This is a genomic window from Blastococcus sp. URHD0036 (assembly GCF_000701365.1).
In the GTDB taxonomy this organism is placed as follows: domain Bacteria; phylum Actinomycetota; class Actinomycetes; order Mycobacteriales; family Geodermatophilaceae; genus Trujillonella.
Genome location: NZ_JNIK01000003.1, coordinates 199,786 through 226,672, shown reverse-complemented (window position 1 = coordinate 226,672; position 26,887 = coordinate 199,786). Strand labels below are relative to the sequence as shown.

General features: G+C 74.3%; 24 protein-coding genes. 12 read left to right on the top strand and 12 right to left on the bottom strand.

Translation table 11 applies throughout. From position 1 onward, the window contains the following. Positions 1-5: 5 nt before the first annotated feature. The 12 genes from N555_RS25560 to N555_RS0103615 all read right to left on the bottom strand — a co-directional run bounded on the left by N555_RS25560 (position 6) and on the right by N555_RS0103615 (position 12,636). Positions 6-716, bottom strand: a complete 711-nt coding sequence (locus N555_RS25560; protein WP_051683695.1) for a GntR family transcriptional regulator — start codon at positions 714-716, stop codon at positions 6-8. A gap of 134 nt (positions 717-850) precedes the next feature. Then, positions 851-1,927 (bottom strand): aminoglycoside phosphotransferase family protein, encoded by a 1,077-nt coding sequence (locus N555_RS0103665; RefSeq protein ID WP_029430149.1) that lies wholly within the window; start codon positions 1,925-1,927, stop codon positions 851-853. Between the two features lie 50 nt (positions 1,928-1,977). After that, the gene (locus N555_RS0103660) at positions 1,978-3,207 is read right to left on the bottom strand and encodes a thiolase family protein (RefSeq protein WP_029430148.1); all 1,230 of its coding nucleotides are present in this window, start codon (positions 3,205-3,207) and stop codon (positions 1,978-1,980) included. Next, positions 3,204-3,647, bottom strand: coding sequence for a Zn-ribbon domain-containing OB-fold protein (locus tag N555_RS0103655; RefSeq protein WP_029430147.1), 444 nt, complete (start codon positions 3,645-3,647; stop codon positions 3,204-3,206). The genes N555_RS0103660 and N555_RS0103655 overlap by 4 nt, the downstream gene beginning before the upstream one ends. Further along, a complete protein-coding gene (locus N555_RS0103650; RefSeq protein ID WP_029430146.1) occupies positions 3,644-4,861 on the bottom strand; it encodes a CaiB/BaiF CoA transferase family protein in 1,218 nt (405 codons plus the stop codon). The genes N555_RS0103655 and N555_RS0103650 overlap by 4 nt, the downstream gene beginning before the upstream one ends. Next, positions 4,854-5,297, bottom strand: a complete 444-nt coding sequence (locus N555_RS0103645) for a nitroreductase family deazaflavin-dependent oxidoreductase (protein WP_029430145.1) — start codon at positions 5,295-5,297, stop codon at positions 4,854-4,856. The genes N555_RS0103650 and N555_RS0103645 overlap by 8 nt, the downstream gene beginning before the upstream one ends. 12 nt (positions 5,298-5,309) lie before the next feature. Next, complete coding sequence (locus N555_RS0103640) at positions 5,310-6,554, bottom strand: cytochrome P450 (RefSeq protein ID WP_029430144.1); 1,245 nt, start codon at positions 6,552-6,554, stop codon at positions 5,310-5,312. Positions 6,555-6,625: 71 nt separating this feature from the next. Further along, the gene (locus N555_RS0103635) at positions 6,626-7,828 is read right to left on the bottom strand and encodes an amidohydrolase family protein (protein ID WP_029430143.1); all 1,203 of its coding nucleotides are present in this window, start codon (positions 7,826-7,828) and stop codon (positions 6,626-6,628) included. A 27-nt stretch (positions 7,829-7,855) separates the two neighbouring features. Continuing rightward, complete coding sequence (locus tag N555_RS0103630; protein WP_029430142.1) at positions 7,856-9,328, bottom strand: aldehyde dehydrogenase family protein; 1,473 nt, start codon at positions 9,326-9,328, stop codon at positions 7,856-7,858. A gap of 351 nt (positions 9,329-9,679) precedes the next feature. Next, positions 9,680-10,507 carry a FadR/GntR family transcriptional regulator gene (locus N555_RS0103625; RefSeq protein ID WP_051683694.1) on the bottom strand — a complete coding sequence of 276 codons (828 nt, stop codon included), beginning with the start codon at positions 10,505-10,507 and terminating at the stop codon, positions 9,680-9,682. Between the two features lie 99 nt (positions 10,508-10,606). After that, positions 10,607-11,902 carry an acyl-CoA dehydrogenase family protein gene (locus tag N555_RS0103620; RefSeq protein ID WP_197028892.1) on the bottom strand — a complete coding sequence of 432 codons (1,296 nt, stop codon included), beginning with the start codon at positions 11,900-11,902 and terminating at the stop codon, positions 10,607-10,609. After that, a complete protein-coding gene (locus N555_RS0103615; protein ID WP_034508605.1) occupies positions 11,899-12,636 on the bottom strand; it encodes an enoyl-CoA hydratase/isomerase family protein in 738 nt (245 codons plus the stop codon). The genes N555_RS0103620 and N555_RS0103615 overlap by 4 nt, the downstream gene beginning before the upstream one ends. Positions 12,637-12,708: 72 nt before the next feature. Between N555_RS0103615 and N555_RS27750 the strand changes: the two genes are divergently transcribed. From N555_RS27750 to N555_RS0103555, 12 genes are all read left to right on the top strand, one after another. Further along, positions 12,709-13,998 (top strand): hotdog family protein, encoded by a 1,290-nt coding sequence (locus tag N555_RS27750; protein ID WP_051683693.1) that lies wholly within the window; start codon positions 12,709-12,711, stop codon positions 13,996-13,998. Then, entirely contained in the window at positions 13,995-15,176 is a 1,182-nt protein-coding gene (locus tag N555_RS0103605; protein ID WP_231502581.1) for a CaiB/BaiF CoA transferase family protein, read from the top strand. Before N555_RS27750 ends, N555_RS0103605 begins: the two co-directional genes overlap by 4 nt. 16 nt (positions 15,177-15,192) lie before the next feature. Next, positions 15,193-16,308 carry an acyl-CoA dehydrogenase family protein gene (locus N555_RS0103600; RefSeq protein WP_029430136.1) on the top strand — a complete coding sequence of 372 codons (1,116 nt, stop codon included), beginning with the start codon at positions 15,193-15,195 and terminating at the stop codon, positions 16,306-16,308. Between the two features lie 16 nt (positions 16,309-16,324). Then, positions 16,325-17,125, top strand: a complete 801-nt coding sequence (locus N555_RS0103595) for an enoyl-CoA hydratase/isomerase family protein (protein ID WP_029430135.1) — start codon at positions 16,325-16,327, stop codon at positions 17,123-17,125. Positions 17,126-17,190: 65 nt separating this feature from the next. Further along, positions 17,191-18,504, top strand: coding sequence for a TIGR03619 family F420-dependent LLM class oxidoreductase (locus N555_RS26570; RefSeq protein WP_051683692.1), 1,314 nt, complete (start codon positions 17,191-17,193; stop codon positions 18,502-18,504). Positions 18,505-18,532: 28 nt separating this feature from the next. Beyond that, positions 18,533-18,961, top strand: a complete 429-nt coding sequence (locus tag N555_RS0103585) for a cupin domain-containing protein (RefSeq protein ID WP_029430133.1) — start codon at positions 18,533-18,535, stop codon at positions 18,959-18,961. A 79-nt stretch (positions 18,962-19,040) separates the two neighbouring features. Beyond that, entirely contained in the window at positions 19,041-20,558 is a 1,518-nt protein-coding gene (locus tag N555_RS0103580; protein WP_029430132.1) for a GMC family oxidoreductase, read from the top strand. 7 nt (positions 20,559-20,565) lie between these two features. Next, positions 20,566-21,528, top strand: coding sequence for a phosphotriesterase family protein (locus tag N555_RS0103575; protein WP_029430131.1), 963 nt, complete (start codon positions 20,566-20,568; stop codon positions 21,526-21,528). A gap of 139 nt (positions 21,529-21,667) precedes the next feature. Further along, positions 21,668-22,831, top strand: a complete 1,164-nt coding sequence (locus tag N555_RS0103570) for a thiolase family protein (RefSeq protein WP_029430130.1) — start codon at positions 21,668-21,670, stop codon at positions 22,829-22,831. Beyond that, entirely contained in the window at positions 22,828-23,262 is a 435-nt protein-coding gene (locus tag N555_RS0103565) for a Zn-ribbon domain-containing OB-fold protein (RefSeq protein WP_029430129.1), read from the top strand. Before N555_RS0103570 ends, N555_RS0103565 begins: the two co-directional genes overlap by 4 nt. After that, positions 23,259-24,584, top strand: a complete 1,326-nt coding sequence (locus N555_RS0103560; RefSeq protein WP_029430128.1) for an amidohydrolase family protein — start codon at positions 23,259-23,261, stop codon at positions 24,582-24,584. The genes N555_RS0103565 and N555_RS0103560 overlap by 4 nt, the downstream gene beginning before the upstream one ends. Then, entirely contained in the window at positions 24,581-26,884 is a 2,304-nt protein-coding gene (locus N555_RS0103555) for a CaiB/BaiF CoA-transferase family protein (RefSeq protein ID WP_029430127.1), read from the top strand. The genes N555_RS0103560 and N555_RS0103555 overlap by 4 nt, the downstream gene beginning before the upstream one ends. Positions 26,885-26,887 lie beyond the last annotated feature (3 nt).

Genomic DNA, 26,887 nt, shown 5'->3' with positions numbered 1-26,887 from the left:
ACCGTCTAGCGGCCGGGGTCCTTCGTGATCAGCCCCCGTTCGGCGAAGAGCTCGACCGCCGACTCGGCGGCACGGCGGTAGGTCTTCGTGAGGATGCGCTCGGCACCGTCCGCGTCGCCCCGCACGACGGCGTCGTAGAGCTTCTGCACGACCGCCTTCTGCGCCGGCGTCGCCTGCGGGATCTCGACGAAGTAGTTGCTCGGGATGAGGGTGCCGCTCATCAGCCGGCCGACCGCCGACAGCCGCGAGGAGCGCGCCGCGGCGACCAGTGCCCGGAAGAAGGCGGTGTTGGCCCGCCAGAACTCGTCGGGGTCCGTGGCCTCCTGCACCGCCCGGTTCAGCGGCTCGAGCGACGTCACGTCGACCTCCCGCTCGATCACCCGGCGCGCCGCGAAGGAGTGGAACAGCCCGATCAGCTCGTAGTGGTCCCGGACGGAGTTCTCGTCCAGCCCGTTCACGTAGGCGCCCCGGTGCGCCTCGATCCGCAGCCAGCCCTCGTGGTCCAGCGCGATGATCGCCTCGCGGATCGGGACCCGGCTGACCCCCAGCTGCTCGGCCAGCTCCTCCTGCCGGATGCGTTCCCCGGCGGGCAGCTTGCCCTCGAAGATCAGCCGCCGGATGGCCAGCGCCACCCGCTGCGACGTCGTCTGGCGGAGGCTGCCGGGGGTGTCGCCGTCGTCCCACCCGCTCCCGGTGGCGTACGGCTCCTCGGTCATGCGTCCTCGCATCCGCTCGGGCCGGCGCAGGGCGGGAGGCCCCGTCCCCTCCGCCGACCGCGACAATGTACGGGACCCCTGCTCGTGCGGACCGCCGGTCGCCGCCGGCCCCGGCCGGCCCCGACGGGCCGCCGTCACAGCGACGCGGGGGCGAGGGCGTCATGGTCGTCGGCCGCGGTGCCCAGGCGGGTCAGCAGCTCGGTGGTGATCGGCGGCGCGACCTTGAGGGTGATCGCCCAGAGGTAGAAGCCGTGCACGATGCCCCGCCGGACCAGGCGCCGGGCCTCGTCCTCGGCGGGCCGGTCGACGCCGTGCGAGGCGAGCGCGTCGAGGTAGTGCCGCAACAGGTCGTGCTCGGTCGCGCGCCGCTGCTCGGCCGGCAGCGACGAGGCGATGTGGTACCCGACGTCGAGGTACCACGGCCCGCGCTGGACGATCTGCCAGTCGACCAGGCACGAGCGGCCCTCGGCGTCCAGGAACAGGTTCCCGACGTGCGCGTCCCCGTGCACCACCGACCAGGGGGACGCCGTCGCGGCCTCGTTCGCCACGAGGGCGTAGGCGTCCTGGAGGCGCTGCGCGTCGCGGGTCGGGGCCGGGACGCCGGCGCCGATGGGACCGTCGAAGTTGCCCCGGATGACCGGGACGCCGCGCCCGTGCAGCACGTTGGGCAGCCAGGTGTCGAGCCAGCGCCGCCGGGAGACCTCGGGGTCCAGCCAGGTCGAGGCGTGCAGCCGGGCGTACTGCTCGAGGCTCTGCGCGACCTGGTCCGGGGTGTAGGCGCTGAGCGGGTCGAGGAAGGACCCGCCCTGGGCCTCGACGTCGACGGTGATGACGATGCTCGCCCGGGTCGCCAGGTCGGCGTCGGCGTAGACAGACCGCAGCGTCCGGACGCCGGTGCGGTCGGCGATCGACCCGTAGAACAGCGCCTCGCCCATGCCGACGGGGTCGGCCGAGCCGTCACCGGCGTCGGTGAAGTAGCCCTTCACGTAGAGGTCGCGGGGCAGCTCCTCCGCCGAGGCGCCGGTGCACTCGATCCGGAAGCGGGCGTTGGTCGACACCCGGCTGATCACCTGACCGGGCTCGACAGCGTGCACCTCGACGGCCGGGAACCGGGTGCGCAGCGCCGCGGTGAGCCAGGCCGGGGACAGCGCCTCGGCGAGGGTGCCCGGGATGGGCGGCGAGGCGACGGCGGCCTCGGTCCCGGCGGTCATGGCGTGACCTCCGCCGGCTGCTCGGTGCGCGGGTGCTCGCTCATGGCCGATCACGTCCTCGGGTCGTGGTGGGTGGCTGGCTGGGGGTGCGCGCTGTAGACGAGCGCGCCGCCGAGATGGGGGGAGGAGTGGCAGGACAGCGCGGTGGTGACGCCGTCGCGCTGGCGCTCGCCGGCCCGGCCGGAGACCTGCAGGTAGCACTCGAGCAGTTGCGGGACGCCGTGCATCCGGCCGTTGCCCAGCGACCCGCCGGACAGCAGCACCGGGTCGGCGCCGGGACGGTCGCTGTCGATCCCGCCGTCGCGCACGTAGTGGTGGCCCTCGCCGACCGGGCAGCGGCCCAGGGCCTCCAGCCAGAGGAACACCAGCGGGGAGAAGCCGTCGTAGACCTGCAGGAGGTCGATCTCGTCCAGCCCCATGCCCGCGGCGGCCCACAGCCGGTCGGCCATCTCGGTGCCCGCGGCCATGATGTCGTCCAGCGGCCAGTGCGCCGGCAGCCGCCGCCGCGGGGGCGCCCCGCTGGCGTACCCGGAGACGTGCACCGGGCGGTGCGGCAGGTCGCGGGCGCGCTCGGCGGTGGTGAGCACGAACGCCGCGGCGCCGTCGACCGGGATGTCGCAGTCGAAGCGTCCGATCGGGTCGGCGAGCATCGGCTCGGCCAGGTACTGCTCCGCCGTCAGCGGCCGGCCCGACCAGTGCGACCAGGGCAGCCGGGCACCGTTCTTCCGGGCCTCGACGACCACCTCGGCCAGCGCCTCCCGGGAGGCGCCGTACCGCTGCACGTACTCGTTGTAGGTGAGCCCGATCATCGCCAGGGGGCCGAAGAACCCCTGGGGTGCGGTCCACTGCAGACCGCCGCGGAACTCCGCCGCGCGCGTGCCGTGGTAGCTGCCGGCGGGGTTGTGCAGCGCCCGGTGCACGAGCACGTGCTCGGCCGCGCCGCTGGCGACGGCGTTGACCGCCATCGCCATCGAGCCCGGGATCTGCCCCAGGCCCGAGAAGTTCGCCGCGTACCGCGGGTTCGGGTTCAGCCGGGCGGCCAGCCAGTCGGCCGAGACGACGCTGACGCCGTCGACCACTGCGTGCTCGCCGGAGGTGGGGAACAGCGACGCCGTCACGAACCCGTCGACCTGGTCGGGGGTGAGCCCGGCGTCGGCGATGGCCGCGCGGGCGGTGTCCAGGGTCAGCGCGCCGAGGCTGCGGTCGGCGTGCCGGACGACGGGGGACTGGGCGTAGCCGACGATCGCGACCTCGTCGCGGGCCCGGTTGGGCGCGCTCACGCGGACTCCGCCAGCACGAAGGCGGGCACGGCGACGCCCTCGGCGAGGTCCTCGAAGGCCACCCGCACCGGGGAGCCGGTCTTGAGCGGGGCGTCCGGCCCGTCGAGCAGCCGGCCGACCAGCCGCACGTCCGGCTGCTCGGTCAGCTCGACGTCCACGAGCACGAAGGGCAGCAGGTCGGCGAAGCCGGGCAGGAACGACTGCCGGACCACCGTCCAGGAGCGGACGACGCCCCGGCCGTCCACCGGGACGGCCGTGAACCGGGGGTCGGTGCTGCCGCAGGCATCGCAGACCACGTCCGGCGGATGGGTGAGCGTGCCGCAGTCCGAGCAGCGCGACAGCGTGAGCACGTGCCGGGCGGCGGCCGCCCAGTAGGGCGCGGACAGCGCGTCGGGCACGGGCAGCGGGCGCCCGGACGACGGGGGCGGGGACGACGTCACGGGATGACCCCGGCCGACTGCAGGGCGGAGACCTCGTCCCAGCCGTAGCCGAGCTCGAGCAGCACCGCCTCGGTGTGCTCCCCGTGCTCCGGGCCGCGGCGCAGCTCCGCCGGGCGGCCGTCGAACTGGACCGGCACGTTGGGCAGCCGGTAGGTGGTGCCGCCGTCGGTGACGGTGCCGACGTAGCCGTTGGCGACCACCTGCGGGTCGTCGACGAGCTCCTCGACCGTCTGCACGACGGCCCACGGCGCGTCGAAGTCGGCCAGCAGCGTGACCCACTCCTTGAGCGTGCGGGCGGCGAACTCCTCGTCGAGCAGGGCGACGCAGGCCGCGCTGTTCTCCCGCCGGGCGTGCAGGTCGGCGAAGCGCGGGTCGCCGGCCAGCTCGGGGCGGCCGATCAGCCGGCAGAACGGTGCCCAGTAGCGGTCGCCCTCCAGGCAGACGAGCTGGACGTGCCGGCCGTCCTGCGTCCGGTAGGCGCCGACCAGCGGGTTGGGTGTGGGGCCGCGGCCGGGGTTCGGCCGGGGCGGGGAGCCGCTCATCGCGGCCAGCAGGTCCGACGACAGCGTCCACAGCGCGGTGCCCAGGAGCGAGACGTCGACCACGCCTCCGGCGCCGGTGCGCTCGCGGCGCAGCAGGGCGGCGGCGACGCCGAACGCCAGCGCCAGCCCGCCGTTGCGGTCGCCCATGGCCCCGCGCTGGCCGATCGGGTAGTCGCGGTCGGGCGGGGTCAGCACGTGCGCCAGGCCCCCGCGGGCCCAGTAGGCCGACCCGTCGTAGCCGGCCTGGTCGGCGTCCGGCCCGCGCACCCCGAAGCCGTGGCCCCGGGCGTGGACCAGCCGCGGGTAGCGGGCGGTGAGCTCCTCGGCGCCCAGACCCAGGCGCTCCAGCGCGCCGGGCCGCAGGTTGGTGAGGAAGACGTCGGCGGAGTCGAGCATGCGGTGCAGGACCTGCTGCCCGCCCTCGGTCCGGACGTCGAGGGCGATCGACCGCTTCCCCCGGTTGGCCAGGGCCATGGAGACGTTGACCCCGCCGGCGTCGGAGCCGATGCCCTGGCTCATCAGGCCCCGGTACGGGTCGCCGGTCAGCGGCTCGACGTGCACGACGTCGGCGCCCCAGTCGGCCAGCAGTGCGCCGGCCACCGGGACGAACACCCACTGGGCCAGCTCCACCACCTTCAGCCCGGTGAACGCCTGGGTCTCCGGCTCAGCCACGTGCACCGCCGGTGGGGGAGAGCACCACGACGGGGATGACCCGGTCGGTGCGCTCCTGGTAGACGTCGTAGTTGGGCCACGGGCCGCGGACGACGTCCCACAACCGGGGGCGCTCCTCCTCGCTCGCCGTCCGGGCGGCCACGGGGAAGCGGTCGGCCCGCACCTGCACCTCGGCCGCCGGGTGCCCGAGCAGGTTGAGGTACCAGTTCGGGTGCGTGGGGGCGCCGCCCTGCGAGGCGACGACGAGGAGGTCGTCGCCGTCGCGGGCGAAGATCAGCGGCGTCGTCCGCGGCTCGCCGCTCTTCCGGCCGGTCGTGGTCAGCAGCAGGATCGGCACCCCGTTCCAGAGGTAGCCGACCTCGCCGTCGGTCTCGCGGTAGCGCCGCACGTGGTCCGGGCCGAACAGCGAGGCGTCGATCTGCTGGTACTGCGCCATGTCGGGACCCCCTCAGTTCTCGAAGAGGACGGGGATGGCGGTGGCGCCGCGCTCGTAGAAGCCGACGTACCGGGGAGCCTCCGCGTCGGGGTCCAGCCGCAGGCCGGGGAGCCGGTCGAGCAGCGCGCCGATGCCGGTGAGCATCTCGGCGCGGGCGACGTGCATGCCCAGGCAGATGTGCGGGCCGCCGCCGAAGGAGAACATCGGCCGCGGCGTCCGGGAGATGTCGAACTCGTCGGGCCGCTCGAACCGCTCCGGGTCGCGGTTGGCCGCCCCGAGGTTGATGTGCATGACCGCGCCCGCGGGCACCTGCACGCCGTGGAACTCGGTGTCGCGGGTGACGAACCGGGCGAAGCACGGGTCGGTGGGCTGCCAGCGCAGCGCCTCCTCGATCGCCGGCTTCAGCAGCGAGCGGTCCGCGCGGACGGCCGCCAGCACCTCCGGCCGCTGCAGCAGCGCGGTGAGCGTGATGCCCATCTGCTTCCACGTCGTCCCGGAGCCGGCCGCGAGCAGGAGCATGCAGAACGAGTAGATCTCCGGGTCCGACAGCCGGTGGACGGTGCCGTCCTCGTCCGTCAGCTCCGCCTGCACCAGCACGGTGAGCAGGTCGTCGCCGGGCTCCTCGCGGCGGGCGGCCACCAGGGGCGCGATGATGCCGACCGTCGTCATCGGGTCGTTGGCCGCGCGGAGGTCGAGGGCCTGGTCGACCGGGATGCCGAAGGCCCCCGTGATGGTCAGCACGGGGATCGCCGCGCAGAAGTCGACGTTGAGCTCGGCCCGGCCGGCGCCCTGCAGGTGGTCGATCAGGGCGTGCACGATCGTGTCGATCGACTTCCGGACCCACCACTCCACCTGCTTCGGCGCGAACCGCGGCTGCACCAGGGCCCGGTAGCGGCGGTGCTGCTGCCCGCCCATGTTCAGCAGGGTGTTGTTCGGGCTCGGCTTCGAGAGGTCGATCGGCTCCGGGTTGGACGCGAACAGCTCGGCGTCCCGGTAGATGTCGTTGCACGCGGCGTAGCTGAACGCCGTGTAGTGCGGGCGGTCGGGCTCGGGCAGCCCCTGGAAGAGGTACTCGCCGGGGTAGTCGGACAGGTCGTGCAGGGCGCCCTCGTGCACGGGCGCCTGCTCGCGCAGCCGGTTCCAGAGCGGATAGGGGTCTCCCTCGAAGCCGCCGCCCACCCGGGCCATGTAGCTGCCCCGGAGGTCGAAGAGCTCGCGCACCCGGGTGGGGTCGAGCAGCGGCGCGGTGTCGGTCATCGCTGGGCACTCCTGTCGGCCGGCTCGGGCGCCGGTCACCGTGGGGGCGGGTCGGATCGGGGGGAGCGTCGTCAGGAGCGGGGGGCAGCGGGGGGCTCGGCGGGGGTGAACCGGTAGAGCCGCTCGGCGTTGCCGCGCAGCACCTTGTACTGCTGCTCCGGGGTCAGCGGCGCGACGAGCTTCTGCGCGACCTCGATGGAGTCCGGCCAGGTCGAGTCGGAGTGCGGGTAGTCCGTCTCGATCATGATGTTGTCCTCGCCGATCTCGTCGAGACTGGCGATCGCGTGGTGGTCCTCGATGATGCAGCCGAACACGTGGTCCCGGAACAGCTGCCGGATGTCGAGGGTGTCCAGGTCGACCGACGTGCCGGCGTGCCCGGCGAGCTGGACGCCGCGCTTCACCCAGTGCCGCTGCTTGTCCAGCACCTGCTCAGCCCGCTCGAGGAAGTACGGCATCCAGCCGGCCTCGCCCTCCGAGAGGGCGATCTTCAGGTTCGGGTACCGGGTGAACAGGCCGCTGAACAGGAACGACAGCATCGTCCCGGAGGTGCGGGTGGCACCCCAGGCGAGGTTGGCCATGAACGGGGCGTCCTTGGAGATCGACGGCAGCGTCGACGACGAGCCGACGTGCATGGAGACGACCATCTCCAGGTCCGACGCCGCGGCCATGACCGGGTCCCAGTAGCCGGCCGGGTCGTGGATCGTCGGCAGGCCCAGCGGCTCGGGGTTCTCCGAGAAGGCGAACCCGGTCGCGCCCTTGGCCGCGCAGCGCTCCAGCTCCTTGGCGGCGAGGGCCGGGTCCCACAGCGGGATGAGGGTGAGCGGGATGTACCGGCCCGGCGCCGCGCCGGCCCAGTCCTCGATGACCCAGTCGTTGTAGATCTGCAGCAGCCGGAAGGCGAACTCGTGGTCCTGGGCCTCGTTGAACAGCTGGCCGCAGAACCGGGTGACCGACGGGAAGCACAGCGAGGCCAGCACGCCGGCGCGGTCCATGTCCTCGAGCCGGGCGACCGGGTCGTAGCAGCCGGGCCGCATCTCCGCGTAGGTGACCGGCTCGGGGCTGAACTCCTCCTTGGTCTTGCCGGCCACCGCCGACAGGCCCGAGGTCGGCAGCTTCTTGCCCTCGTACACCCAGTACTCGCTGGTGCCCTCGGTGACGATGTGCGGCGCCCGGTCGTGGTCCTTGCTCGGCAGCCGGTCCAGCCAGAGGTTCGGCGGCTCGAGGATGTGGTCGTCGACGGAGATGAGCCAGTCGAGGTTCCGGTCCTGCGTCATGGTCTTTCCGCTCCCTGGGGGTGGGTTCTATCGGGGCAGTTCGCCGATGGACATGTGCTTGACCTCCTGGAAGGCGCGGATCCCGTCGGGACCGCGCTCCCGCCCGAGGCCGGACTGCTTGTAGCCGCCGCTGGGGGCGTAGGCGCTGAAGACGGAGGTGTTGACGTTGACCGCGCCGGTGCGCAGCCGGCGGGCGACCGCGGTCGCGGCGGCGACGTCGGCGCCGTACACCTGGCCGGAGAGCCCGTAGGGGCTGTCGTTGGCGATGCGGACGGCGTCGTCGAGGTCGCGGTAGCCGATCACCGTGAGCACCGGCCCGAAGATCTCCTCCTGGGCCGCGGGGTTGGTGTTGTCGGGGACGTCGAGGACGGTGGGCTCGACGTAGTAGCCGCGGTCCAGGTGCGCGGGTCGGCCGCCGCCGGTGACGACCTTGCCGCCGTGCTCCTCGGCCAGGGCGACGAAGCGTTCGCAGCGGTCGCGTTGGGCGGCGCTGATCACCGGGCCGAGGACGGTGTCCGGCGCGGTCGGGGGGCCGACCGTGAGCGCGCCGTACGCGGCGGAGACCGCGGCCAGGACGTCGTCCTTGCTCTCGTGCGGGACGAGCATCCGGGTGGCGGCGACGCAGGCCTGTCCGGCGGTCGCGGCGACGACGGCGGCCGCGCCCTGGGCGACCCGGTGCAGCGCGTCGGGCAGGTAGATCTGGGCGGACTTGCCGCCGAGCTCCAGCGCGACGTGCTTCACGGTGGGCGCGGCCTGGGCGAGGATCTGCCGCCCGACGGCGGTGGAGCCGGTGAACGACACCATGTCGACCCGGCGGTCGGTCGTCATCACCTGCGCGCCGGACGAGCCGCCCTCGACCACGATGTTGAGGACCCCGGGCGGCAGGTCCACCGCCTCGGCGGCCATCCCGAGGGCCAGGGACGACAGCGGGGTCAGCGGACTGGGCCGCAGGACGACGGAGTTGCCGGCCATCAGTGCCGGGACCACCTTCTGCATCGCCATGATGAAGGCGGCGTTGTACGGGGTGATGGCCGAGACCACGCCGACCGGCTCGTGCCGGCGGACGCTGAGGGCGACCCGGCCGCGGACCAGTTCGTCGACCGGAACGGGGTTGGTCTCCTCGTGCGGCATCGCCATGTAGAGGTCGACGGTCCGCCGGCCGAGGTCCAGCCCGGCGTCGACCTGCAGCATCCCGGCGAACCAGGCCGGCTGGCCGGCCTCGGCGACGATGCTGGCGATCAGCGGCTCGCGCAGGAGGGCCAGGTGGTCGAGCAGCGCCCGCACCGTGTCGGCGCGGGCGGACGCCGGGAGATCGGCCCAGACCCCCGAGTCGACGCTCACCCGCGCCGCGGAGACCGCCTCCTCGACGTCGTCCGCGGTCGCCGAGGCGAGCTCGCAGACCACCGACTCCGCGGCCGGGTCCTCCACCGCGAACGGCTCCCCGGCCTCGGCCCAGCGGCCGGCGACGTAGGAGGAGCGGCGGGCGAGCAGACCACTCATGCGGGTACTCCCAGGGGAGGCGGGGCGCGGGTCAGCGACGGTCGACGGACCGGTACGGCGGCGTCGGGTCCCGGTCCCGTGCGGCGCCGCGAGGTGCGCGTGCGGACGTCCTCGGGGCGACGTCCGACCGGCGGGATCCGCCGGTCACGGGGAGTCGTTCAGGCCGATGTGCGTCGAGCCGGGCCGCTCATCGACTTGTCTGCGACTGTGGCACAGGCCACTCACCGACGGAAGGCCTCATCGGCTTCTTTTATAAAATATCCGCCAGGGTCGCGTGGACCGGCCGGAAGGACGACGGAGCCCCCGTGCCGATCGGCACGGGGGCTCCGGGAAGCGGTGGTTCGGGCGGGCTCAGGCGTCGCGGGCGTCCTCGGCGGAGCCGCGGTCGACGCCCAGGCCCATCTCCGCGTCGTCGAGCACGCTGGTGCTGACGCCGCGGGTGAGGTTCGGGCTGGAGGCTCGGGCGGCCGCGAGGTGGCCCGAGGCGAGCGCGACGGCGCGGTCGACGTCGCCGGCCTCGATGGCGGCCAGCAGCTTCTCGTGGTCGCGCAGGGCGGCCCGGCGGGACTTGCGCGCCAGGGGTGAGTTCTCGTCGAGCTGGCCGTCAGGCATCGACACCTCGGCCCAGGCGGTGGACTCGTGCGCCGTCCACACCTGTTCCAGCGACCCGATGATCACGATCATCGTCTCGTTGCCGCAGTGGCTGACCAGCGTCTCGTGGAACCGGCGGGCCAGGGCCGGGTACTGGGCCGGGTCGTCGAAGGCAGCGTGCTGCGCCTCGATCACCTCGCGCAGCGCCGGCACGACGGTCTCCGACCGGTCGGGGCGGGCCGCGGCCAGTGCCGCGCAGGCGGGTTCCAGGTGCAGCAGCGCGCCGCTGACGTCGCCCAGCGTGGTGCTCCGGACCTGCAGCACCATGCTGATCATCCGGGCGATGCGCTGGCTCGTGGGCAGGTGCACGACCGCGCCGCCGACGTTGCCGCGGCGCACGGAGATCAGGCCCTCGGTCTCGAGGATCCGCATCGCCTCGCGGACGGCGGGGAGGCTCACGCGGAACTGGGTGAACAGCTGCTCCTGGCGGGGGAGGCTGTCGCCCTCCTTGAGCTTCCCGCTGAGGATGTCGTCCCGCAGACTGGCGGCGACGATCTCGGCGAGCCTGGGCTGGCGCAGCTGTCTCACGGTCTCTCTCCCAACGATTGCACTCTTAGCCACTCTAACGGCGGGAGTACGGGGATCCGGTACCGCGAGCGGGCGCCTCCCCCGGCCGGAGGAGACGGCTCAGCTGCGCGGGAGCTCCCGCCACGGCCGGCCCTTGTGGGGGTCGGGCTCCCTGGGCAGCCCGAGGACCTTCTCCGCGATGACGTTCTTGTTCACCTCGGTGGTGCCGCCCTCGATGGTGTTCGCCCGGCTGCGGAGCATCCCGCGCACCTCGGCCGGGGCGCTGTCCCAGAACTCCTGCGGGGACCCCACCGCGCCGTCCCAGGCGATCCCCTCGGGGCCGAGCAGCTCGGCGGCCAGCGACTGGATGCGCTGGTTCAGGTCGGTGCCGTGCACCTTGCCGATCGAGGCCTCCGGGCCCAGGGTCCGGCCCTCGGCGATCGTGGAGCGGATGCGCTGGTTGGTCCACCGGCGCGCCTGGTCCTCGGCCCACAGGCGGACGATCCGGTCGCGCGTCGACGGGTCGTCCCAGCCGCCGGACCGGCCCTCCGCGGTGCGCTTGCGGGCCAGTCGCACGAGGTGCGTGGGCCCGGTGCCCCCGATCCGCTCGACGCCACCGACCCCGGCCCCGGTCACCATCTGCCGCTCGGCGTTGAGCATCGTCTGGGTGATCGCCCAGCCCTCGCCCACCTCGCCGATGAGGTGGTCCCCGGGGATGTGCGCGCGGTCCATGAACGTCTCGAAGAAGTCCGTCTCCCCGCCGATGTGGGGCAGCGGCCGGACCGTCACGCCCGGCTGGTGCATCGGCAGGAAGAAGAAGGAGAGGCCGGCGTGCTTGGCGACGTCGGGATCGGTGCGGGCCAGCAGCACGGCGAAGGAGGCCTGGTCGGCCCACGTCGTCCACACCTTCTGGCCGGTGACCACCCAGTCGTCGCCGTCCCGCTCGGCCCGGGTGGCCAGGGAGGCGAGGTCGCTGCCGGCGCCCGGTTCGCTGAGCAGCTGGCACCACAGCTCCTCGGCCGCCACGATCGGCGGCAGGAACCGCCGCCGCTGCGCCTCGGTGCCGTGGGCGAACAGCACGGGGGCAGCGAGGTTCAGGCCCAGGGGGTTGAGCCGCGGCAGGTGGTAGGGCCGCAGGACGGCCTCCGCCGCGGCCGCCGCGGAGCGGCTCCACCCCAGCCCGCCGTGCTCGACCGCCCAGGTGGGCGCCACCAGGCCGGAGTGCCCGAACGCCGGGTACCAGTCGCGGTAGTCCTCCGGCGTCCGGACGGTGCGCACGGCCCGGGGGCCTCCGCGCTCGGCCGCCTCGCGCCAGGCCGCCGGGATGGCGTCGGCGACGAACCGGCGGGCGGCGTCGGCCGCGGCCTCCGGGGTGGTGTCGCGGCCGGCCAGGGCGGCGAGCGTCGGGTCGGTCACGGGGTTGCCTCCGGGGTGGTGCGGGCTGCGGTGAGAGCGGCTGTGCGGCCGAGGTCCTCGCTGCGCCACAGTGCGCGCTTGCGGGCGCGGGTGGCGGCCGGATCGGCCTCGGCGATCTGCTCGGCGAGCTGCTGGGCGGCGGTCTCGAGCTCCTCGGGGGCGACGACCTGGCTCACCAGGCCCCAGCGCCGGGCGCTCTCGGCGTCCATCCGCTCGTGCGCGCCGAGCAGGGCCAGCCGGGCGGCGACCGAGGCGGGCATGCGGTGGACCAGGCCGACCGCCTCCCAGTTGCTCGCCTGCCCGACGCTGACGTGCGGATCGGTGAAGGAGGCCGCGGACGACGCGATCGCGACGTCGGCGTCGACGACGAAGTGCAGCCCGCCGCCGGCGCAGACGCCGTTGACCGCGACCACCACGGGGGTCTCGACGCCCAGGTGCCAGTTCGTCAGCGCGAGGTCGGCGTTCTTGGTGCGGCGGCTCTGCTCGCGCAGGCCCTCGCGGTCCCTGGCCAGTGCGACGACGTCGAGCCCGGTCTGGAAGGCCCGCCCGCGGCCGGTGACCACGATGCAGCGCACCGCGGGGTCGGCGTCGAGCTCGCGCCAGGCTGCCGGCAGCTCCGCCATCATCGCCGGGTCCATGGCGTTGCCGACCCGCGGCCGGTCGAACTCCAGCCAGCCGACCGGTCCGCGCCGGGAGACCGCGAGGGTTCCGTACTCGGGGGTTCCCGTGTCCATCCCCGCCCCTCGACGCCCGCTCCGCTTTCTTGTATAAGATAGCAACGTACGGAGGGCAATCGGAAGGGCGTCATGCCAGACAGTGCTGTAGGGGCCCCGGCCGAGAAGACCGAACCGCAGATCACCGACGAGGGGATCGCACGGCTCCGTCAGCGGATCGGCATCCCGCAGGCCAACCCGGTGCCCCCGCACTACCTGCGCCCGGGCACCGACGCCTTCCGCACGGTGGCCTGGTCCTACGGCGACGACAACCCGCTGTGGGCCGACCCGGCGTACGCCGCGGCCTCCCGCTGGGGCGGCCCGATCGCCCCGCCGCCCCTGATCGGCGGGGACAGCATCATCGGCGAGGACGTGCTGACCGAGGCCGAGCTGCAGCGGCAGGGCGAGCTCAAGGGCGACCCGCTGCGCGGCGTGCACGCCTTCTACTCCGCCTCCCAGCGCGAGTGGTGGGCGCCGCTGCGCGCCGACACCGCGGTGCACCGCCGCAACGCGCTGGTCGGCGTGCTCGACAAGGCCAGCGAGTTCAGCGGCCGGGCGGTGCACGAGTGGAACGCCAACGTCTTCGCCGACGCCGACGGCACCCCGCTGGGCGGCCAGTACCGCCTGATGATCCGCACGGTGCGCTCCGAGTCGCGCAAGCGGAACAAGGACAAGGTGTTCGAGCCGGCGCAGTGGACCGAGGAGCAGCTCGCCGAGGTCGACGCCGCGTACGCGGCCGAGGGCCCGCGGGGCGCCGAGCCCCGCTGGTTCGAGGACGTCGAGGTGGGCGAGCAGCTCCGCCCCATGGTCAAGGGCCCGCTCACCGTGACCGACATGATCTGCTGGCACGTCGGCATGGGGATGGGCGTCTACGGCGTCGCCCCGCTGCGGCTGGCCCACCAGAACCGGCAGCGGGTCCCGCGCTTCTACCACCGCGACGGCCAGGGCGTGCCCGACGCGATGCAGCGGGTGCACTGGGACCCGGAGTACGCCCGGAAGGCCGGCAACCCGACCACCTACGACTACGGGCGCATGCGCGAGGTGTGGGCGATCCACGCCCTCACCGACTGGATGGGCGACGACGCGTGGCTCTGGAAGCTGCGGGTCGAGTTCCGGAAGTTCAACTTCGTCGGCGACGCGCAGTGGATCACCGGCAGCGTCGTCGGCAAGCACCTGGCCGAGGACGCGCACGGCGTGCACCCCGCCGTCGACCTGGAGCTGGCGGTGACCAACCAGCGGGGCGAGGTGACCGCACCGGTGACCGCGACCGTGCTGCTGCCCAGCCGCGAGCACGGCCCGGTCGCGCTGCCCGCCCCCATGGGCGGCGCCACCACGCTCGACGGCACCCTCGAGGCGGCCGTCGCGCACTTCGCCCGATCGTGAGTGGTCCGCTCGACGGCGTCACCGTCGTCTCCATGGAGCAGGCCGTCTCGGCCCCCTACGCGACCCGGCAGCTGGCCGACATGGGCGCGCGGGTGGTCAAGGTGGAGCGGCCCGACGGCGGCGACTTCGCGCGGCACTTCGACACGGCGGCCAACGGCACCGGCGCGCACTTCGCCTGGGTCAACCGCAACAAGGAGTCGCTCACCCTCGACGTGAAGGCCCCCCGCGGAGCCGAGGTGCTCGGCCGGCTGCTCGACGCCGCCGACGTCTTCGTGCACAACCTCGTCCCCGGCGCCGCGCCCCGGCTGGGGCTGGACGGCGCCACGCTGCTGGCCGGCCGGCCGCGGCTGGTCGTCTGCGAGATCTCCGGCTACGGCACCGGCGGACCGTTCGACGACCGCAAGGCCTACGACCTGCTCCTGCAGGCCGAGGCCGGCATCGCCACGGTCACCGGCAGCCTGGACCAGCCGGTGAAGCCGGGCATCGCCGTCGCCGACATCGCCGCCGGCATGTTCGCCTGCTCCTCCGTGCTCGCCGCGCTCGTGCAGCGCGGCCGGACCGGCGCGGGCGCGGCGCTCGAGGTCTCGATGCTGGACGCCGTCGCCGACTGGATGGGCTACCCGCTGACCGTGCGCAAGCACGGTGCCGAGCCCGAGCTGACCTCCGGCATGAGCCACCCCGCGATCTCCCCGTACGACGCCTACCCGACCGCCGACGGCCGGCTGGTCGCCCTCAGCGTCCAGAACGACCGGGAGTGGACGAAGCTCGCCACCCTCGTGCTGCGCCGGCCGGAGCTCGCCGACGACCCGGCCTACGCGACCAACCCCGCCCGGGTGGCCTCCCGGCCGGCGATCGACGCACTGGTGCGCGAGGTGCTCGCCGGCCTGGACGCCGACGCCGCGGTGGGTCTCCTGCACGGGGCGGGTCTCGGCTGCGCGATCGTCCGCAGCGTCGCCGAGGTGGTCGACCACCCGCAGCTGACCGGCCGCGACCGCTGGCTGCAGGTGCCCGCCCCCGCCGGTCCGGTGTGGACGCCGCTGGCGCCGCCGGTCGCCTCCACCTGGTCCACCCCGGCCGGCGCCGTGCCGGGCCTCGGCCAGCACACCGACGCGATCCTCGCCGAGCTCGGCTACGGGCCGTGCGACATCACCCGCCTGCACGACGCCGGCACCGTCTGAGCCGGAGAGGACCCCGATGACCACCAGCTCCACCACCTCGCTCGCCGAGCTGGCCGAGTTCGGCGCGAGCATCCGCGCGGCGCTGGCCGGCCTGAGCGGCTCCGAGCAGGTGCGGGAGGCCATGTTCGCCGCCCCCGCCCCGCGCGCCTGGGAGGTGCTCGCCGGCCAGCTCGAGCTGCCCGGTCTGCTCCTGCCCGAGGAGCACGGCGGCGGAGGGCTGACGACGGTCGAGGCCGTCGTCGCCTTCGAGGAGGCCGGCCGCGCGCTGGTGCCCGGGCCGCTGTTCGGCACCGCCGCGCTCGCCGTCCCGCTGCTGGCCGCGCTGGGCGACGCGGGCGCGCTGGCCGGGTACGGGCCGCGGATCGCCGCCGGCGAGCTGACCGCCACCGTCGCCCTCGCCGAGGACGACGGCCGCTGGTCCCCGGACGCCGTCACCTGCCGGGCCGAGCCGGACGGCGATCGCTGGCGGGTCACCGGGGCCAAGCACCTCGTCGTCGACGGCGCCGACGCGCAGCTGCTGCTGGTCGCGGCCCGGACGCCGGACGGCGAGCTCGCCGTCGTCGCGGTCGAGGGCGGCGCCGCGGGGCTGGGCCGCACGCCGCTGGTGACCCTCGACCTCACCCGGCGGATGGCCCGGCTGACCCTCGACGGGGTGCCCGGGACCCGCGTGGGCGGGGAGGCGACGGCAGCGGTCGCCGCCGCCTCCGACGTCGCCCGGCTGCTGCTGGCCGCCGAGCAGGTCGGGGGCGCCCAGCGCTGCCTGGACATGGTCGTGGGCTACGCCGGGCAGCGGATCCAGTTCGGCCGGCCGATCGGGTCGTTCCAGGCGATCAAGCAGCGGCTGGCCGACGCGCTGGTGCAGATCGAGTCCGCCCGCTCCGCCGTCCAGGCCGCCGCCCGCGCAGGAGGCGCGGACCTGGCCCGGGACAGCCGGGTGGCGGCGCTGCTGGCCACCGAGGCCTACACCGCCATCTCCGCGCAGAACATCCAGCTGCACGGCGGCATCGGCTTCACCTGGGAGCACGATGCCCACCTGTACTTCAAGCGGGCGCGCACCAGCGCCCAGCTGCTCGGTGCGCCGGGCGACCACGTGGCGGCCCTGGCCGCCGTCCTCGACACCGAGATCGACTGACCGGAAGGCCTTCTCCATGACCTCGTACGAGACCCTCGAGATCCGCCGCGAGGGGCATGTCGGCTGGCTGGTCTTCGACCGGCCCGACCAGCTGAACGCCATGAACAACGCGATGCGCGACGAGCTCGCCGACGCCTGGCTGGAGCTCGACCGCGACCCCGCCGTCCGGGTCATCGTCAACACCGGCAACGGCCGGGCGTTCCAGACCGGGGCCGACGTGGTCGAGGTCGCCACCGACGGCGTCGGCATGGAGCGCTACCGCGAGGACCTGGTCGACTTCGACCTGCACTTCACCTCGTGGCACCAGAACGTCGCGAAGCCGGTCATCGCGGCGGTCAACGGCATGGCGGCCGGCGGTGGCCTGCACTTCGTGGCCGACGCCGACATCGTCATCGCCGCGTCGACCGCCACCTTCTTCGACCCGCACGTCAGCGTCGGCCAGGTGACCGCGATCGAGGCCATCGGCCTGGCGAAGAAGATCCCGTTCGAGGCCGTGATGCGGATGGCGCTGGTCGGCCGGCACGAGCGGATGAGCGCCCAGCGCGCCTACGAGCTCGGTCTGTGCAGCGAGGTGATCGACCCGCCGGAGCGGCTGCGCGAGGCCGCCCAGGAGCTCGCCGAGAAGGTGGCCCGCAACTCGCCGGTCGCGATGGCCGCCACCAAGAAGGCGCTGTGGGGAGCGCTGGAGCTCGGCCTCACCGACGCCTGCCGGGTCGGCGCCCAGCACCTCATCGGTGTGTGGGGGCACCCCGACCAGAACGAGGGACCGCTGGCCTTCGTGGAGAAGCGCGAGCCCAAGTGGGAGCCCTTCACCTGACCCGCGGAGGGGATTCGTCGGCGTAACGCCCACGGATCCCCTCCACCCCACATCGAGGAGCGACCGTGCGGTTCTCGCTGACCTACCCGACGGTGATGCTCGACCCGCCGCCGGAGTTGCTGACCGCCGACGGTCTCGGGTCGATCGCCGCGGCCGCCGAGGAGGCGGGGTTCGCCGGGATCGGGTTCTCCGAGCACCCGGCCCCGCCGCAGACCTGGCGGCTGGACGGCGCGGGGCACGACGAGCTCGACCCGTTCCTGGCGCTGACGGTGGCGGCGACCGCGACCGCCGGCATGCGGCTGCTCACCTTCCTCACCGTCCTGCCCTACCGGAACCCGTTCCTGCTCGCCAAGACGACGGCGACGCTGGACCGGCTCTCCGGCGGGCGGCTGACCCTCGGGGTGGGCACCGGCTACCTCGAGGCCGAGTTCGCCGCCCTCGGCGTCGACTACGCCGAGCGGAACGCGCTGTTCGACGAGGCGCTCGAGGTGCTCCGGCTCGCCTGGACCGGCGAGCCCGTCGACCGGTCCGGCCGGCACTCCACCGCCGACGGCGTCGTGAGCCGGCCGACCCCGGTCGCCGCGCCCCGGCCCCCGGTGTGGATCGGCGGCAACTCCCGGCTCACCCGGCGACGGGTGGCCGCGCTGGCCGACGGCTGGGCGCCCGTGCCGACGAACCCGGAGCAGGTGCAGCGGCGCCGGACCGCTCAGCTGGAGTCGCTCGACCAGCTCGCCGGGTGGATCCGCGAGCTGCAGGAGGAGCGGGAGCAGCTGGGTCGGCTCGCCCCGGCCGACGTGCTCTACATGGTGACCGACGCCGACCCGCTCGCCGACCCCGAGCGGTACCTGGAGAGCGTGCAGCGGCTGGCCGACATCGGGGTCACCTGGCTGTCGCTGGGCGTGCGCGGCAGCACGGTCGCCGAGGTCACCGACCGGCTGGCGGAGGTGGGGGAGCGGGTGCTCGCCCGCGTCGCCGCGCCGCCGCCCCCGCCGTGCACCGACGCCGACAACCGCGCCGTCGCCGGGCTGCACCACGCCTACGCCGACGCCCTGGACCGGCGGGAGTTCGACCGGCTCGACCGGGTGTTCACCCCCGACGTCGTCGCGGAGTACCCGGGGGGCCGGCGCCTCGACGGCCTCCCGGCGCTGATCGCGTTCATGCGGGAGTCGCACGCCGACGTCAGCCGCACCGTCCACCGGGTCGTCGACGTCGAGCTGACCGTCGACGGCGACACGGCGACCTGCACCGCGGCCAAGCGCAACGACCTGCACCGGGACGGCGACGACGGACCGACCGTGGTCACCGGGCGGTACACGGACGAGCTCGTCCGGACCTCCGAGGGCTGGCGGATCCGCTCCCGCCGGTCCACCCTCGCGTGACCGGCAGGCGACACGACGGAGGCACAGCATGGATGCACCGGTGGACGGCGTAGCGGGCGACGAGACGGACCTCAAGCCGTTCGCGTTCGACGTCGCGGCGATCGAGGGCCGCTCGAACGCCGAGCTCATGGCCGATCACCCGGACGCCGAGGAGATGTTCGCCCTGCTCGGCCGCGACCTCGTCACCAAGGTGCTCGTCCAGACGTCGAAGCTGGCCGTCTACCACGAGTCGGCAGCGCCGGGGGAGCGGGTGAAGGCCCACCGCCACGGCGTCCACCAGGTCGACTACGTGCTCCGGGGCGAGCTCCGGTTCGGCACCCGGCGGGTGACGGCCGGCATGGGGTTCTTCATCCCGGACACGCTCTACTCCTGGGTGGCCGGCGACGAGGGTGCCGAGTGGATCGAGATCCACTCGGGTCTGGGCGGCATCTTCACCACGCCCCGCGCGGACGCCTGACCGGCCCCTTGCGTCGTGGGTCACATCCGCGAGAGCCTGTCTTGGTAAAGATTGACTCTCAGCGGCGAGGGGACGTGCTGTGGCGTACGACGAGATCGTGGTCGGGTCGGGGGCCGGGGGAGCGGTGGTCGCCGCACGGCTGAGCGAGGACGGCACCCGCTCGGTGCTGCTGCTGGAGGCCGGCCCGGACTTCGGCTCCGTCGACGCGATCCCCGAGCCGCTGCGCGACCCGTTCGTCAACTTCACCGACGCCGACTGGGGCTGGACGGCGACCATGACCGGCGACCGCGTGCTGCCCTACCCGCGCGGCCGGGTGCTCGGCGGGTCGACCGCGGTGAACGCCGTCGTCGCCATGCGCCCGACCCCCGGCGACCTGGACCGCTGGGTGCAGGCCGGCGCCCCGGACTGGAGCCTCGACGCCTGCCTGCCGTACTTCCAGCGACTGGAGTCCGACCCCGCGGGTGACCGGGCGGTGCACGGCACCGACGGCCCGATCCCGATCCGGCGCCAGCCGCGGGAGAGCTGGCAGCCGATCACCACGGCCTTCGCCGAGGAGATGGCCGCCACCGGCCACCCGGTCACCGAGGACCACAACGACCACCGCGTGGTGGGCGCCGGCCCGACCGCGCACAACGTCCGCGACGGCGTCCGCTGGTCGACTGCGTCGGCCTACCTCGAGCCCGCGCGGAGCCGGCCGAACCTGACGATCCGCGCCGGGGTGCTCGTCGACCGGCTGCTGTTCGACGGGAACCGGGTGGTCGGTGTGGAGGCCGTCACCGACCAGGGCACCGAGCGCTTCGAGGGCGCGCGCGTGACCCTCGCGGCCGGCGCCGTGGCGACCCCGCCGATCCTGCTGCGGTCGGGGATCGGGCCCGCCGACGCGCTGCGTGGGCTGGGCATCGACGTCGTCCTCGACGCGCCCGGCGTGGGCCGCAACCTGCAGGACCACACCGGCGTCTTCGTCACCGCGGTCGCCCGGCCGGGCATCGAGCAGGACCCGGACAACTACTTCGCCTTCTACTGCCGCAGCGACGACGAGCCGTGGGTGTTCGCCCTCCTGGCGCTCTACAGCCCGCAGGCGCTCGGCTCCTTCTACGGCGACCCGTCGTCGGACCCGGTCATCGCGATCTCCTCGGCCCTGGGCCGGCCGCACTCCCGCGGCGAGGTGACGCTGGCCTCCCGGGACCCGCGGGTGCAGCCGCGGATCGACATGCGGTTCCTGACCCACCCGCAGGACCAGGCCGACGTGATCGCCGGCGCCCGGGTCGCCCACGCCGCGCTCCAGGGGGCGCACCTCGGGCCGCTGGTCAAGGAGATCTCGCCGGCGCTCACCGCGGTGATCGACGACGACGCCGCCCTCCTCGCCTACGCGCAGTCGGCCTGCGGCAGCGGCTTCCACCCGGTGGGGACCGCCCGGATGGGCGCGGAGCCCGGGCCCGACGTCGTCACCGACACCGACGGGCGGGTGTTCGGCGTCGATGGCCTGCGGATCGCCGACGCCTCGCTGATGCCGTTCCAGGTCAGCTCCCCGACCAACCTGACCTGCATCATGATCGGCGAGAAGATCGCCGACGCACTGCTCCGCAGCGCCGACTGAGCCGGCGGTGCCGCGCGCCGACGTCGACACCGCCACCGGGCCGGTGGCCGCCGACGAGCTCGGGTTCGTGCTGCCGCACGAGCACCTCGTCTGGGCTGAGGCCGGGTGGCAGGTCGACCCGGTGCCCCGGCCGGCGCGGGAGGACGTCGTCGCGTCGGCCGTCGCGGTGCTCGAGCGCGCCGCGGCGAGCGGGGTCGCGGCGATGGTCGATCCCACCCCGCCGGAGATGGGCCGCGACGTCGACCTGATGACCGAGGCCTCGCGGCGCACCGGCGTCCGGGTGGTCTTCGGCACCGGGCTGTACTGCCGGTGGCCGACGCCCTACTTCGCGCACCGCACGGCGGGCGAGCTGGCGGAGTTCTTCTGCACCGAGCTCACCGAGGGCGTCGGCGCGGAGCGGGCCCGGCCGGCGTTCGTGAAGCTGGCGATCGAGAGCGGGGACTTCACCGCGCACGAGGCGGCCGCGCTGGAGGCGGCCGCCTCCGCCCACCGCGACCTCGACGTGCCGCTGCTCGTGCACTGCCAGCCCGGTGCGGCGATCCCGGTGCTGCGCCGGCTCGTCGGCGAGCTCGGGGTGGACGGCGGCGCCGTGGTCGTCGGGCACGCCGAGATGGAGGGCGACCTGGCGGTCCACCGGGAGATCGTCGAGGGGTTCGGCGCGTTCGTCGGCGTCGACCGGTGCGGCACCACCGCCTTCGGCCTGGACGACGACCGGCGGATCGGTCTCGTCACGGCGCTCTGCGCGCTCGGTCACGCCGGCCGCGTCCACCTCGCGCACGACACCGCGACCATGCCGTACGGCCGCGGCGGGCCGATGCTGGCCGGCCGCCTGGCCGAGATGCCGGAGTGGCGGGTCGACCACGTCGGCACCCGCTTCCTGCCGCGCCTGCGCGCCGCCGGCGTCGGCGAGGACGACGTCCGCCGGATGACGGTCGAGGCGCCGGCCCGCTGGCTCTCCCGGTGGGACTAATAGTCCCGGTACCGAGTCGCTCGCCGCACGGTCGGGAGGCGCGCCGGAGCGTCCGGACGGCCTTGACCCGACGACTGAACGTGGTTCTAATAGTCCTGTCCGGCAGAGAGCTGGGTCACTCGGGGGCGGGAGGTCGGACATGTCGCTGACCGGCCGCCGGGCGGCGATCGTGGGTGTCGCGAACACCGCCCAGGCCCGCCGCCTCGAGGGGGCGACCTCCCGCGGGCTGGCCGTCTCCGCCGCCCTCGCCGCGCTGGACGACGCCGGCCTGACCCTCGACGACGTCGACGGGATCAGCGGCGACGCCACCGCGGCCGGGCTGCTCTACGACCTCCGCCTCGGCCCGGCCTGGCTGGGCCGCCAGTTCGGCATCCAGGCGATCACCGAGGCGGTGCACGCGGTCGAGGCGGGGGAGGCCGACGTCGTCCTCGTCGTCGCGGCGGAGGCCGGTGCCTACACCGACCGGTCGGCCACGGCGCCCTGGACCCGGCCGGAGAACGAGTTCGTCGTCCCCTTCGGGCTGTTCACCGCCGCCGAGTTCGCGCTGATCGCCCGCCGGCACATGGTCACCTACGGCACGACGCCGGAGCAGCTGGCGCGGGTCGCGGCGACCATCCGCACGAACGGCTCGAACACCCCGGGCGCGGTCTACGCCGGCCGGGGTCCGATCACGGTCGAGGACGTGCTGGCCTCCCGGATGGTCGCCGACCCCTTCCACCTGCTCGACTGCTCGATGACCAGCGAGGGCGGGTGTGCGCTGGTGATCGCGGCGACCGACCGCGCCGCCGATGCCGCGAGCGCGCCGGTGCACGTCCTCGGCTCCGGCTCCGACCACGCCGGTCCCGCCTACCGGCACCCGCCGGCCTGGGACCTCGCCGGGCGCCGCGGCGGACTGGTCCTCGGCCGGATCGGGGAGCGGGCCGCCGGCCGGGCGTTCGCGCAGGCGGGGCTGGAGCGCGCCGACGTCGACGTGCTGGAGCTGTACGACCCCTTCTCCTTCGAGGTGATCCGCCAGCTGGAGGCCTTCGGGTTCTGCGGCCCCGGCGAGGGCGGCCCCTACGTCGAGGACGGCGGCATCGGGCTCACCGGCGCCACCCCGGTCACCACCGACGGCGGCACGATGGCCTTCAGCCACGCCGGCGCGGCGCCGCAGATGTTCCAGCGGGTGGTCCGCGGCGTGCAGCAGCTGCGCGGCGAGGCCGGGCCGAACCAGGTGCCCGGCGCGCGCGTGGCCCTCTGCAGCGGTGGCGGTGCGGGCGCGCTCTTCACGACCGTCGTCCTGCTCGGGACGGAGCTGCCGTGACCCTGCTCGAGCCGCAGCACGGACCGCTCCCGCACGCGGCGCCCACCGGGGCCAGCGCGCCGTTCTGGGCCGGGTGCGCCGAGGGCGAGCTCCGCTTCCAGCGCTGCCGCGACTGCGCGGCGGTGACCTTCCCGCCGGTGGAGACCTGCCGCGAGTGCCTTTCCGGCGACCTCGCGTGGGAGGTCAGCTCCGGCCGCGGCACCGTCTACAGCTGGACCGTCGTCCACCGCCCGGCCACGCCCGCCTTCGCCGTCCCCTACGCGCCGGCGATCGTCGACGTCGCCGAGGGCTTCCAGCTGCTCAGCAACCTCGTCGACGTCGCGCCCGAGGACATCCGCGCCGGCCTGCCGGTGGCCGTCCGCTTCGTCGCCGTGACCGACTCCCTCACGTTGCCGTACTTCGCCCCCGAAGCCCCCGAGGAGACCCCGTGAACAAGGACGACCTGATCCTCATCAGCGTCGACGACCACATCTCCGAGCCCGCGGACATGTTCGACGCCCACGTGCCGGCCAAGTACAAGAACCAGGCGCCGCGGGTCGTCCAGCAGGAGGACGGCACCCAGCAGTGGTTCTACGGCGAGCTGAAGGGCCGCAACCTCGGCCTCAACGCCGTCGCCGGCAAGCCGCGCGAGATGTACAACGTCGACGTCCTGCGCTACGACGAGATGCGGCCGGGCTGCTTCAACGTCGACGAGCGGGTCCGGGACATGAACGCCGGCGGCCAGCTGGCCGGGCTCAACTTCCCGAACTTCACCGGGTTCTCCGGCCAGGTGCTCAACCAGGGCCCCGACCGCGACCTCAACCTGATCATGATCAAGGCCTACAACGACTGGCACATCGACGAGTGGTGCGGCGCGTACCCGGGCCGGTTCATCCCCTGCGGCATCCTCCCGCTGTACGACGTCGAGGAGGCCGCGAAGGAGATCCGCCGGATCGCCGACAAGGGCTGCCACGCGGTCACGTTCTCGGAGAACCCGCAGGCGCTGAACATGCCGAGCATCCACACCGACTACTGGTACCCGCTGTTCCAGGCGGCGTCGGAGAACGACGTGGTGCTGTGCACCCACGTCGGATCCTCGTCGCGGGCACCCATGGTGTCCTTCGACGCGCCGCCCAGCGTCGGCATGGCGTCCTCGTCGATGATGAGCATGTTCACGCTGGTCGAGATGCTGTGGGCGGGCTTCTACAAGGACTTCCCCGACCTGAAGTTCTCCCTCACCGAGGGCGACGTCGGCTGGATCCCGTACTTCCTCTGGCGGTCCGAGCACGTGCACAACCGGCACTCGGGGTGGACCAAGCACGAGTTCCCGCCCGGCTACTCCGGCCCCACCGACGTCTTCCGGAAGCACTTCTACACGTGCTTCATCAGCGACAAGATCGGCGTCCGGCTGCTCGACTGGTTCAACGAGGACGCCCTGTGCTGGGAGTCGGACTACCCGCACTCCGACACCAACTGGCCGTTCGCGCCGGAGGACGTCATGGAGACCATGGGCTTCCTGACGGACGAGCAGATAAACAAGATCACCCACCTCAACGCGATGAAGGCCTACTCCTTCGACCCGTTCCGGTACGTGCCGAAGGAGCAGGCGACCGCGGGCCACCTGCGCAGCCAGGCCACCGACGTCGACGTCGTCACCCGGGTCGGCCGCCAGGCCAGCGAGCGCGACCTCGAGGCCTGGGGCCGGATGACGCAGGTCGGGCAGGCCGCCAAGGCCGCCGCGGAGGCGGCCGCCAAGGCCGCCGCCGGGAAGTGAGCGCGCCGGTCCCGCTGGCCGGCGTCCGCGTCGTCGAGTTCTCCGCCGGGGTGCCCGCGGCCTACTGCGGGAAGCTCTTCGCCGACGCGGGCGCGGACGTGGTGATGGTGGAACCCGGCGCCGGCTCGGCGCTCCGCGCGCGCGGCCCGCTGTTCGGGTTCCTGGCCGCCGGCAAGCGCTCGTTGCCGGCCGGCCCGGGGACGGCGGAGCTGCTGGCCGACGTCGACCTGGTGCTCACCGACGGGTCGCACGGGGACGCCCCGCTCCGCGCGCACCCGGCCACCACGGTCGTCTCGCTCACCCCCTTCGGGACCACCGGGCCCTACGCGGACCTGCCGGTGAACGAGTTCGTGCTGCAGGCGATGTGCGGCTCGATCGGCACCCGCGGGTGGCCGGGGGAGGAGCCGCTGCAGGCCGGCGGGCGGATCGGCGAGTGGGTGGCCGGCGTGTACGGCGCGGTCGCCGGTGCCGCGGCGCTGCGCCGGGCCCGCCGGACCGGTGCCGGCGACCTGGTCGACGTCGCGCAGTTCGAGGCGATGGTCGTCACCATGGGCGGGCTCGGCGCGGTGCAGGCCCAGCTGCTGGGTCCCGACCTCGCGCCGGCGCCGCGGATGCTCGAGCTGCCCAGCATCGTGCCGACCGCCGACGGGCTGGTCGGGTTCTGCACCGTCACCGCGCAGCAGTTCGCCGACTTCCTCGTGCTCGTCGGGCGGCCGGAGCTGATCGGCGACCCGGAGCTGGCGTCGTTCGCCTCGCGGGTCGCCCGCCGGCACGAGTTCCTCGCGATGGTCGAGGAGTGGGCGGCGGTGCGCACGACCGCGGAGATCGTCGAGTTCGCCTCGGCGCTGCGGATCCCGGTCGCGCCGATCGGCACGCCCTCGACCGTCGCCGGCATCGACCACTTCGCCGAGCGTGGCGTCTTCGTGCCGAACGCCGCCGGGCTCCGGCAGCCACGGGTGCCCTACCGCAGCGACGCCTTCGCCACCGTCCCGCCGGGCGAGGTCCCGGCGGCGGGTGCGTCGACCGTCGAGTGGCCGGCGCGCACCCGGCCGGTGGCCACAGACGCCCCGGCGGACCGTCCGCTGGCCGGACTGCGGGTCGTCGACCTGACCGCGTTCTGGGCGGGCCCGGCCGGCACGCACACCCTCGCCGCGCTCGGCGCCGACGTGGTCAAGGTCGAGGGCCTGCAGCGGCCCGACGGCATGCGCTTCTCCGGCGCCCGCCCGGCCACCGAGGACCTGTGGTGGGAGACCGGGCACCTGTTCCAGGCCTCCAACAGCGGCAAGCGCGGGGTGACCCTGGAGCTCGGCCGCCCCGAGGCCCGGGAACTGGCGCTGCGGCTGGTCGCCGGCGCCGACCTGGTCATGGAGAACTTCTCGCCGAGGGTGCTGGGCAACCTCGGCCTGGAGTACGACGACCTGCGGGCGGCCAACCCGCGGGTGGTCGTCGTCCGCATGCCGGCGTTCGGGCTCGACGGTCCGTGGCGCGACCGCGTCGGCTTCGCCCAGACCATGGAGCAGGCCAGCGGCATGGCGTGGATGACCGGCCGGGCCGACGGCCTGCCGCTGATCCCGCGCGGGGTGTGCGACCCGCTCGCCGGCCTGCACGCCGCCTTCGCCGCGATCGTCGCGCTCGAGGTCCGCGACGCCACCGGCGCGGGCATGCAGGTCGAGTCGACCATGGTGGAGACGGCGCTGACCGTCGCCGCCGAGGCGTTCCTCGAGGCCCAGCTCGGTGCGGAGCCGCGCCGCGACGGCAACCGGGGCCCGGGCGCGGCGCCGCAGGGGGTCTACCACTGCGCCGGCGACGACGAGTGGCTCGCCGTCGCCGTGACCGACGACGCGGCGTGGACCCGGCTGACCGGGGTGCTCGGCCGCCCGGACCTCGCCGGCCGGGCCGACCTGGCGACCGAAGCCGGCCGGCGCGCCGCCGCCGACGAGCTCGACGGCACGCTGCGCGGCTGGACCGCCGGCCTCGACGTGCACGCGGCGGAGGCGACCCTGCGGTCGGCCGGGATCGCGTCGGCGCGGGTCGCCGCACCCGCCGACCTCGTCGCCGATCCGCAGCTGGCGTCCCGCGGGTTCTGGGAGGAGGTCGAGCACCCGGTGCTCGGCAGCTTCCGGACCACGGCGATGCCGTTCCGCCTCGCCGGCGTGCCCGGGCCCTGGATCCCGGCGGCGGCACCCACCCTGGGCCAGCACAACGACGACGTCCTGGGCGGCGAGCTCGGCCTGGACGCCGCCGAGCTGGCCCGGCTGACCGAGGCCGGCGTCCTCGGCACGCGGCCGGCCGGACTGTGAGGA

What these genes read in the sequence shown, in the direction of transcription:
- N555_RS0103585 (WP_029430133.1), top strand. Translation starts at nt 18,533, where the DNA reads ATGGATGCACCGGTGGACGGCGTAGCGGGCGACGAGACGGACCTCAAG.
- N555_RS0103570 (WP_029430130.1), top strand. Translation starts at nt 21,668, where the DNA reads ATGTCGCTGACCGGCCGCCGGGCGGCGATCGTGGGTGTCGCGAACACC.
- N555_RS0103615 (WP_034508605.1), bottom strand. Translation starts at nt 12,636, where the DNA reads ATGGACACGGGAACCCCCGAGTACGGAACCCTCGCGGTCTCCCGGCGC.
- N555_RS0103595 (WP_029430135.1), top strand. Translation starts at nt 16,325, where the DNA reads ATGACCTCGTACGAGACCCTCGAGATCCGCCGCGAGGGGCATGTCGGC.
- N555_RS0103630 (WP_029430142.1), bottom strand. Translation starts at nt 9,328, where the DNA reads ATGAGTGGTCTGCTCGCCCGCCGCTCCTCCTACGTCGCCGGCCGCTGG.
- N555_RS0103665 (WP_029430149.1), bottom strand. Translation starts at nt 1,927, where the DNA reads ATGACCGCCGGGACCGAGGCCGCCGTCGCCTCGCCGCCCATCCCGGGC.
- N555_RS25560 (WP_051683695.1), bottom strand. Translation starts at nt 716, where the DNA reads ATGACCGAGGAGCCGTACGCCACCGGGAGCGGGTGGGACGACGGCGAC.
- N555_RS0103635 (WP_029430143.1), bottom strand. Translation starts at nt 7,828, where the DNA reads ATGACGCAGGACCGGAACCTCGACTGGCTCATCTCCGTCGACGACCAC.
- N555_RS27750 (WP_051683693.1), top strand. Translation starts at nt 12,709, where the DNA reads ATGCCAGACAGTGCTGTAGGGGCCCCGGCCGAGAAGACCGAACCGCAG.
- N555_RS0103640 (WP_029430144.1), bottom strand. Translation starts at nt 6,554, where the DNA reads ATGACCGACACCGCGCCGCTGCTCGACCCCACCCGGGTGCGCGAGCTC.
- N555_RS0103600 (WP_029430136.1), top strand. Translation starts at nt 15,193, where the DNA reads ATGACCACCAGCTCCACCACCTCGCTCGCCGAGCTGGCCGAGTTCGGC.
- N555_RS0103645 (WP_029430145.1), bottom strand. Translation starts at nt 5,297, where the DNA reads ATGGCGCAGTACCAGCAGATCGACGCCTCGCTGTTCGGCCCGGACCAC.